This is a genomic window from Variovorax sp. AC103 (genome assembly GCF_979254005.1).
On record NZ_CEEDFC010000015.1, the window covers coordinates 160323 to 174083 of the forward strand.

Here is a 13761-nt window from a genome sequence, read left to right on the forward strand (position 1 = left end):
AACTCAGTCGAGGGTGATCTTGAGATCGCGGATGAGCTTCTGCCAGCGCACGGTCTCGTTCTTGAGCAGCTCGGCGTACTGCGCGGGCGTGTTGCCCACGGGCTCCACGCCGAAGTCGACCATGCGCGTGCGCACCGACGGCTCGTTGATGGCCGCGACGATCTGGCGGTTCAGCGTCTTCACCACATCGGGTGGCGTGGCCGAAGGCACCACCACGCCGACCAGCGCGGCGGCCTCCACGTTCTTGTAGCCCAGCTCGGCGAAGGTGGGCACGTCGGGCAGCTGCGGCAGCCGGGTGGCGTTGGCCACGGCCAGCGCGCGCACCTTGCCGCCCTTGATGAAGCCGGAGCCCGCGGCCAGGTCGACCATCATGGCCGGCAGCTGTCCGCCCACCACGTCGGCCAGCGCCGGCGCCGCGCCGCGGTAAGGCACGTGCACCATGAAGAGCTTGGCCTCCACCTTCAGCAGCTCCATCGCCAGGTGGTGCGGGCTGCCCGCGCCGGCCGAGGCGTAGTTGATGCCGCCCGGCTTGGCACGCGCCTGGGCGATGAAGTCCTTGGCCGAGGCGAATCCCGAGTTGGCGCCCACCACCAGGATCATGGGGAACTTGCCCATCAGCGTGACGGGTGCCAGGTCCTTGGTGGGGCTGTAGGTCAGCGACTTGTAGAGCGCCGGGTTGAACACCAGCGTGCCGTTGTCGGCCGAGAGGATGGTGTAGCCGTCCGCCGGCGCGCGCGCCGTCTCGGCCGCGCCCAGCGCGGTGTTGCCGCCGGGCTTGTTGTCGACCAGCACCGGCTGGCCGACCTGCGTGGAGAAGGTCTGCGCGACGGTGCGGGCCAGGAAGTCGGAGCCGCCGCCGGCCGCGTACGGGACGATCCAGCGGATCGGCTTGGCCGGGTAGGTCTGCGCGCTGGCGGCGGTTGCGGCAAGGCCAGCAACTGCAGCAACAGCAGCGAACGAGATGACCGCGAGTCCGCGGGCGGCGTGCTTCTTCATGGGGGTGTCTCCGAGTTGGATATTGTGTATTGCGTAATTATCATACGCATTGCGTAATAGATAGATCGCGGGTTTACCCGAGCGCCCGGGCCGATCGGCGCCCTGCCCACCCCCTACCATCGAGCGCACATGACCTCATCGCCGGAACCGATCCCTACCCCTCCCCGCGAACGCCGCCAGCGCGTGCAGGCCGCCGAAACCGGCATGGCCGTGCTCAAGGGCCTGGCCCACCTGGGCGGGCGCAGCAGCCTCACGGCCCTGTCGACCCACGTCGCCGAAAGCCCCGCCAAGGTGCACCGCTACCTCGCCAGCCTGATGGAAGAAGGCCTGGTGGCGCAGGACGCGGTCTCGCAGCACTACTACCTGGGCACCGCGGCCATCCAGATCGGCCTGGCCGCCATGCGCCAGGCCGACCCGATTCGCGCGGCCGAACCCTGCCTCGTTCGCCTGCGCGAATCGCTGGAGGTGACGTGCTTCCTCGCGGTGATGGGCAACAAGGGCCCGACCATCGTGCGCTTCGAGGAGCCGGGCCTGCCCGTGACGGTGAACGTGCGCGCGGGCTCGGTCATGTCGATGCTGTGGTCGGCCACCGGCCGCGCCTTTCTGGGCCTGCTCGACGAGTCGCGCGTGCTGGCGCTGGCCGAGCAGGAACTGGGCGATGCCACGCCCGACATGCGCGCGCTGCTCGATGCGAAAGACCCGATCGGCACCTTGCGCCGCGAGGTGCAGCAGGCGCGCTGCGCCAGCGTGAAGGACACCTACCTGCGAGGCATCAGCGCCGTGGCGGCGCCGGTGTACGACTACGCGGGCCGCGTGAGCGCGGTGATCACCGCGCTGGGCGCCACGGGCGGCTTCGACCCCGCCATCGACGGGCCCATTGCCGTGGCCGTGCGGCAGGAGGCCCGGGCCGCCAGCGCCCTGCTGGGCGCCACCGCGGCCTGAAGTTTCAAAAGCTCAAGGAGGGACAGGCGGACTCAGTCCGCCCAGACCACCGCGCCGCTCCACGCGGTTGCCAGCACCACGATGCCGAAGGCGATGCGGTACCAGGCGAAGGGCACGAAGCTGTGGCTGCTGATGTAGCGCAGCAGCCAGCGCACGCACAGCCAGGCGCTGATGAACGAGAACACCAGGCCCACCGCGAACAGCGGCAGGTCGGCCATCGACAGCGCCGCGCGCTCCTTGTAGACGCTGTACACGCCCGCGCCGATCAGCGTGGGAATGGCCAGGAAGAACGAGAAATCGGTCGCCGCCTGGCGCGACAGGCCCAGCAGCATGCCGCCGATGATGGTCGAGCCGCTGCGGCTGGTGCCCGGGATCATCGCGAAGCACTGCACCAGGCCGACCTTGAGCGCGTCCCACGGCGTCATGTCGTCCACGTGCTCGACGCGCACCGAGCCGGGCGGGCGCTTCTCGGCCCACAGGATGATGAAGCCGCCGATGATGAAGGTGCTGGCCACCACGGTCGGAATGAACAGGTGCGCCTTGATGACCTTGCCGAACAGGAGGCCCAGCACCACCGCCGGCAGGAAGCCGATGAAGATGTTCAGCGCCAGGCGTTGCGCCTTGGGCTGCCGGGGCAGTGCCACCACGGTGGAGCGGATCTTCTGCCAGTACACCAGGATCACCGCGAAGATCGCGCCGGTCTGGATCGCGATCTCGAAGACCCTGCCCCGGTCGTCGCCGAAGCCGCCGAGCAGCGAGCCCGCAAGAATCAGATGGCCGGTCGACGAGATCGGAAGAAATTCGGTCAGCCCCTCCACGATGCCCATGATGGCGGCCTTGACCAGCAAAACGATGTCCACGCGTACTCCTTGAAAGAGCGGCAATTATGGCGAGGGGACAGGTCAGGTCGGGTTCAGGTGGCGCGCAGGATACCCAGTTCTGGTGATGTTCCTCGGCATTTGGTTGACACATAGTCACAAATGAACCGGACCCGAGGTCCACAGGAGCTTCACCCATGCAAACCTCCACCCGCGGCAATGGGCTCGAAGAGCACGTCTCGACCGCCGACGACCATGGCGAGGACCGGCGCAAGAACGCGCAGGACATCGAGCGCGAGCAATGCGAGTCGGTACGGCGCGTGACCCAGGCCACGGGTGCGTCGGGTAGCGAACTGCGCCAGTTGATGCAACGCCTGCTCGACATCGGCCGCTCGAGCGCGGGCATCGTGGCGCAGGGGCACATCGCGGCCGACCGGATGCAGTCGGGCATGCCGCGGCTCGACCTGGACGACGGCCACACGGCCGACCAGTGCAGCGACGCGGCGCAGAGCATCGACTTCTGGCTGCTGGAGCCGCTGGACCCGGCGCACGACAAGAAGTGGTATGCCCGCTGGAAGTTCTGGAGCTTCATCCTGGGCGCATCCGGGCCCGACGTGGCGCTGACCTTGCAGGGGCTGGCCCTGCGGCCGAGCGAGCCAGGGGACGCCCATGCCGACCTGGTGGCCAAGGCGCGCAAGGTGCTGGAGAGCTGGCGCCGCACCTCCGAGCCGCTGTTCTGGGCGGCGGTCGAGTGCTATGTGCGGCAGCAGTCGTTCTCGCTCGAAACCGCAGGCCTACCTGATGCACTGCATCGCCGCGGTCTTCCCGGGCGACGGCATGAAACTGTCGAATGCGCAGAGCGAAGCGCTCACCGCCGTGCTGACCGGCACCTACTGCGACGCGCTGGGCAGTTCGGCGACGCTGCCTTCGGCCGATATCTACCGTCGCCTGTCGCAGGGACTGCAGGCCACCGACCGCGAGACCGCGCTCACACGGCCGCTGGGACGCAGCGACGCGGCGCAGATTGCGATCACGGCGCTGTTCTCCATCATCGAGAACGCGCGCCTCAGCCTCAGCCTGGGCCCTGACCTGACCTGACCTGACCTGACCTGCCCTGCGCTGCCCTGCTCTGCTCTACCCGGCGCGGCGGCGCAGCGCACGCACCGCGCTGTCGACCGTGGTCGACACCGGCAAACCACTCGCCGCCTCGCAGGCGGCGCGCGCGCGCGCCATGCTGAACTGCGCGAGCGCAAGGCGCGTGCAGCCGCGCTCGCGCAACGCCGCGGCCTGTGCGGCAATGAGCGCGTCGTGGCGCTGCGTGTCGCCGGCGTTCAGCGCGTCGAGCGCGCCGTCGGCCAGCGCCAGTTCGAGCGGCGTGCCTTGCGCAAACTCGCCCGGCATCGACACCAGGGTGGGCGCGAAGGTGGCAATGAGCCCGAGCCGGCCCTGCCCTTGCGCCACCTCGTCGACCATGGCCTCGTTGGGCTTGAGCACCGCGATGCCCGCATGCCTGCGCGCCACCGCCTCGATGCACGGCCCGAAGGCCGAGCAGGTGAACAGAATGCCCTGCGCGCCCGTGTCGACCGCGTACTGCGCAAGGCGCTGGAAACGCTCATGCATGGCCGCATCCAGGCCCTTGCCTTCGCGCGCCAGGTCGGCGGAGAGGCTGTCGTCGAGCAGGTTCATGCGCACCGCCTCGGGCCAGTCACGCGCGAAGGCTTCGTTGATGGGCGCGACGGAATGCGAGAGCGCGTGGATCAGGGCAATGCGTGTCATGGGTCCGGACGGTTCGGATGCACCTAGATGCCCTTGGACGACGGGTTGGCGAACGCGTCCTTCGTCTCGGCATTCAGCGGGTAGTTGATGTTGATGCCCTTGGGCGGAATGGGCGACATGAACCACTTGGCGTACAGCCTTTCCATTTCGCCCGACTTCATCATGCCCGACACCACCCGATCGACCAGCGCCTTGAAGGCCGGGTCGTCCTTGCGGAACATCAGCGACTGGTTCTCGGTGCGCAGGCTCTCGCCGGTGATGACGAAGTCCTTCGGGTTGCGCGCGTTGGCGAGCTGCCCGGCCAGCAGGATGTCGTCGAGCACGAAGGCCTGCGCCCGGCCGCTTTCCACCAGCAGGAACGAGTCGCTGTGGTCCTTGCCCGCGAGGTTGGTCACGTCCAGGCTGCGGCCCCGGTCGGCCTCGCGCAGCAGGCGGAACGATGTGGTGCCGGTGGTGGTGGCCACCGTCTTGCCCTGCAGGTCGGCAATGCTCTTGATGCCCGAATCGGCCTTCACCAGCATGCGCACGTTGTAGCGGAAGATGTCCGGCGAGAACGCCACCTGCTTCTGCCGCTCGACCAGGTTGGTGGTGGAGCCGCACTCGATGTCGACCGTGCCGTTCTGCACCAGCGGGATGCGGTTGGCCGAGGTGACGGCCTGGTACCGTACCTCGATGGCCGGCAGCTTCAGCTCGGTCTTCACCGCCTCGACGATGCGGTTGCAGATCTCGATGCTGTAGCCCACGGGCTTGAGGTTGCCGTCGAGGTACGAGAAGCCGAACGACGACTCGCGGTAGCCGAAGGTGATGGCGCCGCTGGCCTTGATCTTGGCGAGCGTGTCGCCCTCCTGCGCTTGCGCGGCGGTGCAAGGCAACAGGGTGGCAAAGGCCAACGCGAGCGCGGCGGCACCGCAAGAAAACGGCAGACGTAGCTTGGGCATGGAACGCTCCTTGGAACGACGGTTGAAGAAAAAACGAGAGGAAGAAAAGGCGCTCAGCGCATGGCCGCGCGCGTCACGGCGTCGATCGATTCGGCCAGCCGCCCGGCGATGGCCTGCAGGTCTTGCCGCGTGGCGATGAAGGGCGGCGCCAGCAGCACGTGGTCGCCCTGCCGCCCGTCGACCGTGCCGCCGAAGGGATAGCACAGCAGGCCGCGCGCCATCGCGTCCTTCTTGACGGCGGCGTTCAGCTTCAGCGCCGGATCGAACGGCGCCTTGCTCGCCCGGTCGGCCACCAGCTCCAGGCCCCAGAAGAAGCCGCGCCCGCGGATGTCGCCCACATGCGGGTGCGTGCCCAGCGCCGCCTGCAGCATCGCGCCGAAGGCGATGCCGTCGTCGCGCACCTTGGCGACCAGGCCGTCGCGGCGGATCACCTGCTGCACCGCGAGCGCAGCGGCGCAGGCCATCGGGTGGCCGAGGTAGGTGTGGCCGTGCTGGAAGAAGCCGCTGCCCTGCGACATGGCCTCGACGATGCGGCGCTGCGCCAGCACCGCGCCCACCGGCTGGTAGCCGCCGCCCAGGCCCTTGGCGATGGTGATCAGGTCGGGCACCACGCCCTCTTGCTCGCAGGCGTGCAGCGTGCCGGTGCGGCCCATGCCGCACATCACCTCGTCGAGGATCAGCAGCACGCCGTACTTGTCGCACACCGCGCGCACCGCCTTGAAGTAGCCTGGCACGGGCACCAGCACGCCGGCCGTGGCGCCGCCGACCGTTTCGGCGACGAACGCGATCACGCGGTCGGCGCCCTGCGCAAGGATGGCTGCTTCCAGCTCCGCCGCCAGGCGCAGGCCGTACTGCTCGGGGGTTTCGCCTTCGCGCTGCTCGCGGTAGGGATAGCACGGCGACACGTGCGTGGCCGGCACCAGGATGGGCGCGAAGGGCTCGCGCCGCCAGGCGTTGCCGCCCACCGCCAGCGCGCCCAGCGTGTTGCCGTGGTAGCTCTGGCGGCGCGCGATGAAGTGGGTGCGCTGCGGCTGGCCGATTTCCACGAAGTACTGGCGCGCCATCTTCAGCGCCGACTCCACCGCCTCGGAGCCGCCGCTCACCAGGTACACGTGGCTCATGCCCTCGGGGGCGGCGCCGATCAGCTCGTCGGCCAGTTGCTCGGCCACCTCGCTGGTGAAGAAGCTGGTGTGGGCGTAGGCCAGCGTGTCGAGCTGCGCATGCATGGCGGCCAGCACCTCGGGGTGCGCATGGCCCAGCGACGACACCGCCGCCCCGCCCGAGGCGTCGAGGTACTCGCGGCCTTCCGCGTCGCGGATGTACATGCCGTGGGAGCCGGTGGCAACAGGCGGGGTCTGGCGAAGATGGCGGTGGAAGACGTGCGTCATGGGGTCTGAGGGGGTTGGAACCAACGTTACGGATGAATTATTGTTTGGAACATTCGTTCCGTCAACTGTTCCAGAAAACCCTGTCCGGTACATTTGTTCCAACGACAGCCGAAGAGAGACACCGCCATGGGCGCCAGAGACCAGATCCGCCAGCGTTTCAACGAACTCAGCCCCGCGCTGCAACAGGTGGCGCGCTACCTGCTCGACCATCCGAACGAGGTCGTCACCGGCTCGATGCGCAACGTGGGCACGCGCTCGCAGAGCACGCCGGCCACCCTGGTGCGCTTTGCGCAGCACCTGGGCTTCGAGGGCTGGCCGCAGCTGAAGGAGGCCTTTGCCGCAGACATGGGCCTGGGCAGCGAGACCTACGGCGGGCGCGCCAAGCAGCTCGTCGGCCGCGCCAGGGACCAGAGCCTGACCGGGGAGATGTTCGAGGTGCAGCGCCGCAATCTCGAGGCCACGCACCGGCAGAGCGAGCAGGCGCTGCAGAAGGCCTGCGCGCTCATCGAAAAAGCGCCGGCCGTGCACGCCGCAGGGTTTCGCGCCTGCTTTCCGATCGCTTTTTCGTTCGTCTACGTCTACCGCATCTTCCGCGCCAGCGTGCACCTGGTCGACGGCCAGGGCGGCTCGCTGGAGATGCAGCAGCGCGCCTTCGCCAAGGGCGACGCGCTGGTGGTGGCGAGCTTTGCGCCCTACTCGCGCGAGGCGCTGCAGGTGGCCCAGGCGGCCAGGGCGGCCGGTTGCCGCATCGTGGCCATCACCGACAGCGTGACCTCGCCGCTGTCGCTGCTGGCCGACGAGACGCTGCTGTTCACCATCCACAGCCCCTCGTTCTTCCCGTCGGTGGCGGCCGGCGTGGCGCTGTCGGAGGCGCTCGTCGAACTGCTCGCCAGCCGCGCGGGCAAGCCGGTGGTGCGGCGCATCGACCAGGCCGAGGCACAGCTGTTCGAATCGGGGGCCTACCTGGCACCGCCGCCGGCACGCGGGGGCTAGGCCAGCGCGCGGGCCTGCGCGGCGTTCTTGCGCAGGTGGTACACCAGCAGGTCGCGGTTGCAGGTGATGTGGTCGCGCATGATGGCCTCGGCGGCGGCGGCGTCCCGCTGGCCCAGCGCCTCGACCAAGCGGCCGTGCTCCTCGACCGCCTGCATCGCCTGGGTCTGGCGGGAGAGCTGCATCGACGCATCGCGGGGGTGCGGGCGCAGGTGGCTGTCGAAGATGATCGGCAGCTGGCAGGCCCGTTGCACGGCCTCGGTCAGCCAGCGGTTGTCCGCCACCGCCAGCAGCTTGCGGTGGAAATCGAGGTTCAGGTCGTGCCAGCGCAGCGCATGCGACTGCGTCCACTCCTTGCCCTGCAGCAGCTTCCGCTGCGCGGCCACCATGGCCTGCAGCTGTGCGTGCACCTCGGCGTCCAGGCCGCGCTCGCCGAGCAGGCGGCAGCCCATGCCTTCCAGGTTGGCACGCACGCTGAAGGCGTCGAACACGTCCTTGGCGTTGAAGCGGCGCACCTGGAAACCCTTGTTGGGCACATAGACCAGCAACCCCTCGTCGGCCAGCCGCGCCATGGCGCCGCGCACGGGCGTGCGCGACACGCCGAGTTCATTGGCGAGCGTGGTCTCCATCAGATGGGAACCGGGCGTGAACACGCCGTCGAAGATGCGGTTGCGCAGTGTCTCGGCCACGGACAAGGCGCGTGTCCGGCCAGGGTCGGGAGGGGTCATCGAAGATCGGAAACAGAGGACAGCCGGAAAAGGGCCGGCCGGATCGTACGGTGCGCCGCCCGCGCTTCATATCCCCGGTTCCCGTAGAAATTCGATGCCGTGGGGCCTGGGCCCGCACCCCGGCGCGGCCACCGGCCCGAAAGCATGGGCCCAGGGCCTGCCCGCCAGGTCAGCCGTTCACTGCGCGCGGGGCGTGGTGGCGGGGTCCGCTGGCTGCGCGCCGGCACTGCTGCCCATCCACCCCGCCTGCCAGCCGCCGCCCATCGCCTGGATCAGCGCGATGGCGGTGGTCTGGCGGTTCACCTGCAACTGCACCAGCGTGCGCCGCGCATTGAGCGCGGCGGCCTGCGCCGTGACCACGTCGGTGTAGCTCACCTGCCCTGCGCGATAGCGGTTGAGCAGTTGCTGTTCGGTCTTGTCGGCCGCCGCCGAGGCCTCGCGGCGCAGGCCCTCCTGCTGCGCGAGCGTGGCGCTGGCGGTGAGCTGGTCTTCCACCGCCTGGAAGGCGGTGAGCACGGTCTGGCGGTAGCGCGCCACGCTGGACTCGTAGCCGGCCTTGGCGGAATCGACATTGGCGGCGATGGCCCCCGCGTCGAACACCACCTGCGCCACCGACAGGCCGAGCGACCACAGCGAGTTGGCCGAGCCGAACAGGTCTTTCACACGGCTCGCGTTGCTGCCCACCGAGGCGGTGAGGTTGATGCTGGGAAAGTACGCCGCGCGTGCAATGCCGATCTGCGAATTGGCCGACGCCACCGTGCGCTCGGCCGCGGCAATGTCGGGCCGGCGCTGCAGCAACGTCGAGGGCACGCCGGTCGGCACGCCCGGCACGTTGGGCGTCCATTGCGCGGCCGGCAGGCTGAAGTCCGCGGGGGCCACGCCCAGCAGCGTGGCAATGGCGTGCTCGTAGGTGGCGCGCGTGCGCTGCAGGCCCACGCGGTCGGCCTTGGCGTTGACGAGTTGGGTCTGCGCCTGCAGCACGTCGGTCTGCGCGGCAATGCCGGCGGCATAGCGGTTGCTCGTGATGTCGAAGGCGCGCTGGTAGCCCTGGATGGTTTCGTCCAGCAGCACGATCTCCGCATCGGCCTCGCGCAGCGAGAAGTAGTTGGTCGCCAGGTCGCCGACGGCCGCCAGGCGCGCGGCGGCGAGGTCGGCCTCGCTGGCTTGCGCGCTGGCCTGCGCGCTGCTCACGGCTTCGCGCAGGCGGCCCCACACGTCGGGCGTCCAGCTGGCGCCGAGCGAGGCGGAGAACGCATTCGACGGGCTCGAGCTGCTGCTGCCGCCCACCGTGCCGGTGCGCTTGCCTGAGCCGTCGAACCCGACCGACGGGAACAGCGCCGCGCGCTCGCCGCGCACCAGGGCCTGGGCCTGCGAGTAGTTGGCCACCGCCGCGGCGATGTTCTGGTTGGACACCTGCACGCGGCCGGCGAGATCGTCGAGCGTGGCGTCGCCGAACAGCTTCCACCATTCGCCACGGTCCAGCGCATCGGCCGGCGCGGCGGGCATCCAGCCTTCGGCGGTCTGCATCTCCTTCCAGTTGGCGGGCAAGGCGGTGGTGGGCTGCTCGTAGCGCGGACCGACGGCGCAGCCGGCAAGGGCCGCGGCCAGCGCGAGCGCCGAGAGCGAGAAGCGGGAAGCGGAAAGCAGTGCGTTCATGGCGGTGTTGTTCTCAAGCAGGCGTTGCACGGCTCAGTTCATGTTCGTGTTTGCTGCGGCGGCGCAGCTTGTCCATCAGCAGGTAGACGACCGGCGTGGTCAGCAGCGTCAGCAGCTGGCTCGCGATGAGCCCGCCGATGATGGCCACGCCCAGCGGCCGGCGCAGCTCGGCGCCCTCCCCGAAACCGATGGCCAGCGGCAGCGCGCCCAGGGCGGCGGCCAGCGTGGTCATCAGGATCGGGCGGAAGCGCAGCAGGCAGGCTTCTCGCACCGCCTCCAGCGGCGTGAGCCCGCGCGAGCGCTCGGCCTCCAGCGCGAAGTCGATGATCAAAATGGCGTTCTTCTTCACGATGCCGATCAGCAGGAACACGCCGATCAGCGCAATGATCGAGAACTCCATGCGGAACATCAGCAGCGCCAGCACCGCGCCCACGCCGGCCGACGGCAGCGTCGAGAGCACCGTGATCGGGTGCACCAGGCTTTCGTACAGGATGCCGAGCACGATGTAGATGACCACCAGCGCCGCAAAGATCAGCATCACCTGCTGGCTCTGCGACTGCTGCGCGCTCGCCGCCGTGCCGGCGAAGGCGCCGCGCACGTTGGTGGGCATGGCAATGTTGGCCTCGGCCTTGGCGATGGCCTCGCGCGCGTCGCCCAGGTTGGCGCCCTCGGCGAGGTTGAACGAGATGGTGGTGGCCAGCTCGCCGTCCTCGTGGCTCACCGAGGTGGCCACCGACTGCTCTTCGAACTTCGCGACCGCCGACAGCGGCACCAGGCTGGTGGCCGTGTTGCTCAGCACGTTGCCCGACGACGCATTGCGCAGCGCCGGATTGGCCGACACCGGCACCGCCGTGCTGGCGGCGCTCGACGACGCGCCCGAGGTCGACGAGGACGTCGACGCCGTGGCGCTCGATGCCGCCACCTGCGTGGTCACCGTCTGCCCCGCCACCACCGAGGTCTTGGTGGCCGGCACGTAGATGTCCTTCAGCGCGTTCGGGCTGCGCGTGTAGCGCGGCGCCCACTCCATCACCACGTGGTACTGGTTCAGTTCCGTGTAGATGGTCGCCACCTGCCGCTGCCCGAAGGCGTTGTACAGCGCGTTGTCGATGGACGTGGACGTGAGGCCCAGCCGGCGCGCGCTGTCGGGGTCGACCTTGGCGACCGTCTCGACGCCGTTCTCGTCCTGGTCGGTGTCGACGTCGGTCAGCACCGGCTGCTGCTTGAGCTCGTCGGACAGCTTCAGCGCCCAAGTGCGCAGGTCGGCCAGGCTGTCGCTCTTGAGCGTGTACTGGTAGGTGGAGTTGCTGGCGCGCCCGCCCGAGCGAACGTCCTGCACGGTGCCCAGGAACACGCGAAGGCCCGTCACTTCGGCGAGCTGCGGGCGCAGCCGCGCGATGACCGCCAGGCCGCTGTCCTTGCGCTGGCTGGCCGGCTTCAGGTTGACGAACATGAAGCCGCCCCCGGCACGCCCCGCGCCGGTGAAGCCGACCACCGTGTCCACGGCCGGGTCGGCACGAATGATGTCGACCACCTGCCGCAGCTTGGCCGCGAGCGCCTGCGACGAAATGCTCTGGTCGGCGCGCAGGCCGCCGTTGAGCTGCCCGCTGTCCTGCTGCGGGAAGAAGCCCTTGGGCGCGGCGCTGAAGAGATACACGTTCAGCCCCACCACCGCCACCAGGATCAGCATGACCAGCCCCTTGCTGTCGAGCGCCCAGTCGAGGCTGGTCTCGTAGCGCTTGAGCACCCAGTCGTAGCTGCGCGCGGCCATGCGGCCGAGGCGGCCCTGCGGCTTGTTCCTGTCGTGCTCGCCGCCCGGCTTGAGCAGCCACGCACACATCATGGGCGTGGTGGTGAGCGAGATGACCAGCGAGATCAGCACCGCCGCCGACAGCGTGATCGCGAACTCGCGGAACAGCCGGCCCACCTGCCCGCCCATGAACAGCAGCGGAATGAACACCGCCACCAGCGACACGCTGATCGACAGCACCGTGAAGCCCACCTCCTTCGCCCCGAGCAGCGCCGCCTTCATGCGCGTCATGCCCGATTCGATGTGCCGGCTGGTGTTTTCGAGCACCACGATGGCGTCGTCCACCACGAAGCCGGTGGCCACCGTGAGCGCCATCAGGCTGAGGTTGTTCAGGCTGAAGCCCAGCAGGTACATGACCCCGAAGGTGCCCAGCAGCGCCGCCACCGTGGCCACGGCCGGCACGATGGTCGCGCGCACGCTGCGCAGGAACAGGCTGACCACCAGCACCACCAGGATCACGGAGATGACCAGCGTGAACTCCACCTCGCGCAGCGAGCCGCGGATGGAGTTGGTGCTGTCCGAGGCCACCTGCAGCGTGACGTCGGGCGGCAGCTGCGCCTGCAGCTCGGGCAGCAGCGCGCGCACGCTGTCGACCGTCTCTATGATGTTGGCCGAGGGCTGCCGCGTGATGAGCACGATGATTGCCGGCTCGCCGTTGAACAGGCCGAGCGTGCGCGTGTCTTCCACGCCGTCGAGCACCTCCGCCACGTCCTGCAGCCGCACCGCGGCGCCGTTGCGCCAGGCGATGACCATCGAGGCGTAGTCGCTGGCGCGCAACGCCGGCGTCTGCGTGTAGATCTGCAGCTTGCGGCCGTCGCCCTGCACCGTGCCCTTGGGCCGGTTGGCATTGGAGGCCTGGACAGCGGCGCGCACGTCGTCGGTGCTGATGCCGTAGCGGCTGAGCGCGAACGGCAAGAGCTCGATGCGCACCGCGGGCAGCGAGCCGCCGCCGATCTCCACGTCGCCCACGCCGTCGACCTGCGACAGGCGCTGGCTGACGATGTTGGAGACGGCGTCGTAGATCTGGCCCGGCGTCTTGGTCTTGGACGTGAGCGCCAGGATGATGACCGGGGACGCGGCCGGGTTGGCCTTGCGGTAGGTCGGATTGCTGCGCAGGGTGGCGGGCAGGTCGACGCGGCTGGCGTTGATGGCGGCCTGCACTTCGCGCGCGGCGCCGTCGATGTTGCGGCTCAGGTCGAACTGCAGGGTGACACGGGCTGAACCCACCGAGCTGGTGGAGGTCATTTCGTTGACGCCTGCGATGGTGCCGAGGTGGCGCTCCAACGGCGTAGCCACGCTGGTTGCCATCGTTTCCGGGCTTGCGCCGGGGATCGACGCTCTGACCGAGATGACTGGGTAGTCGACCTGGGGGAGCGGGGATACCGGCAGGACGAAGAAGGCTGCTATGCCGGCCAGTGCGATGCCGATAGTCAGGAGCACTGTGCCTATGGGGCGCTTTACGAACGGGAGCGACAAGTTCATCGTTGTGCTCCTTTTGGGGTTCCGGGGCCGGGTCTCGCCCCGGCGGGCGAGCTACTTTCTTTTGCTTCGCCAAAAGAAAGTAGCCAAAGAAAAGGCGACCCTGCTGGCTGCGTCCCTGCGCTTCGCTCCGGGCAACCTGCGGTGCTCACGTTCCGCGGGGTCTCGCCCAAACTCGCTTCGCTCAAACAAGGGCGAGCCCTGATCCGCGAAACGCTGCGCTCCTCGGCGCATCCAGAAGGG

At 69.1% G+C, this 13761-nt stretch carries 11 protein-coding genes; 3 read left to right on the forward strand and 8 right to left on the reverse strand.

Going from position 1 to position 13761, the window contains the following annotated elements; all coding sequences use genetic code 11:
* Positions 1-3: 3 nt before the first annotated feature.
* Entirely contained in the window at positions 4-996 is a 993-nt protein-coding gene (locus AC0IYU_RS21885; protein WP_472121009.1) for a Bug family tripartite tricarboxylate transporter substrate binding protein, read from the reverse strand.
* 129 nt (positions 997-1125) lie between these two features.
* Between AC0IYU_RS21885 and AC0IYU_RS21890 the strand changes: the two genes are divergently transcribed.
* Entirely contained in the window at positions 1126-1938 is an 813-nt protein-coding gene (locus AC0IYU_RS21890) for an IclR family transcriptional regulator (protein ID WP_472121011.1), read from the forward strand.
* Between the two features lie 32 nt (positions 1939-1970).
* Here AC0IYU_RS21890 and AC0IYU_RS21895 read toward each other — a convergent pair whose 3' ends face one another.
* On the reverse strand, positions 1971-2798 hold the full coding sequence (locus AC0IYU_RS21895) for an undecaprenyl-diphosphate phosphatase (RefSeq protein ID WP_472121013.1): 828 nt from the start codon (positions 2796-2798) through the stop codon (positions 1971-1973).
* A gap of 155 nt (positions 2799-2953) precedes the next feature.
* On the opposite strand from AC0IYU_RS21895, the gene AC0IYU_RS21900 reads away from it, so the two are divergent.
* The gene (locus AC0IYU_RS21900; RefSeq protein WP_472121015.1) at positions 2954-3844 is read left to right on the forward strand and encodes a hypothetical protein; all 891 of its coding nucleotides are present in this window, start codon (positions 2954-2956) and stop codon (positions 3842-3844) included.
* A 46-nt stretch (positions 3845-3890) separates the two neighbouring features.
* Here the strand turns inward: AC0IYU_RS21900 and AC0IYU_RS21905 are convergent, their stop codons facing one another.
* Genes AC0IYU_RS21905 through AC0IYU_RS21915 form a run of 3 tightly spaced genes read right to left on the reverse strand, consistent with a single transcriptional unit; the run spans position 3891 to position 6858 of the window.
* On the reverse strand, positions 3891-4532 hold the full coding sequence (locus AC0IYU_RS21905) for an aspartate/glutamate racemase family protein (RefSeq protein WP_472121018.1): 642 nt from the start codon (positions 4530-4532) through the stop codon (positions 3891-3893).
* Positions 4533-4555: 23 nt separating this feature from the next.
* Positions 4556-5470, reverse strand: coding sequence for a transporter substrate-binding domain-containing protein (locus AC0IYU_RS21910; protein ID WP_472121020.1), 915 nt, complete (start codon positions 5468-5470; stop codon positions 4556-4558).
* 53 nt (positions 5471-5523) lie between these two features.
* Complete coding sequence (locus tag AC0IYU_RS21915) at positions 5524-6858, reverse strand: aspartate aminotransferase family protein (protein ID WP_472121021.1); 1335 nt, start codon at positions 6856-6858, stop codon at positions 5524-5526.
* 126 nt (positions 6859-6984) lie between these two features.
* Here AC0IYU_RS21915 and AC0IYU_RS21920 point away from each other — a divergent pair, with 126 nt between their 5' ends.
* On the forward strand, positions 6985-7851 hold the full coding sequence (locus tag AC0IYU_RS21920; RefSeq protein ID WP_472121024.1) for a MurR/RpiR family transcriptional regulator: 867 nt from the start codon (positions 6985-6987) through the stop codon (positions 7849-7851).
* On the opposite strand, the gene AC0IYU_RS21925 is transcribed toward AC0IYU_RS21920, so the two are convergent.
* The 3 genes from AC0IYU_RS21925 to AC0IYU_RS21935 all read right to left on the reverse strand — a co-directional run bounded on the left by AC0IYU_RS21925 (position 7848) and on the right by AC0IYU_RS21935 (position 13521).
* Positions 7848-8537, reverse strand: coding sequence for a GntR family transcriptional regulator (locus AC0IYU_RS21925; RefSeq protein ID WP_472121026.1), 690 nt, complete (start codon positions 8535-8537; stop codon positions 7848-7850). The genes AC0IYU_RS21920 and AC0IYU_RS21925 overlap by 4 nt on opposite strands.
* Positions 8538-8753: 216 nt before the next feature.
* Complete coding sequence (locus AC0IYU_RS21930) at positions 8754-10232, reverse strand: efflux transporter outer membrane subunit (protein ID WP_472121029.1); 1479 nt, start codon at positions 10230-10232, stop codon at positions 8754-8756.
* Between the two features lie 13 nt (positions 10233-10245).
* Entirely contained in the window at positions 10246-13521 is a 3276-nt protein-coding gene (locus tag AC0IYU_RS21935) for an efflux RND transporter permease subunit (protein WP_472121031.1), read from the reverse strand.
* Positions 13522-13761 lie beyond the last annotated feature (240 nt).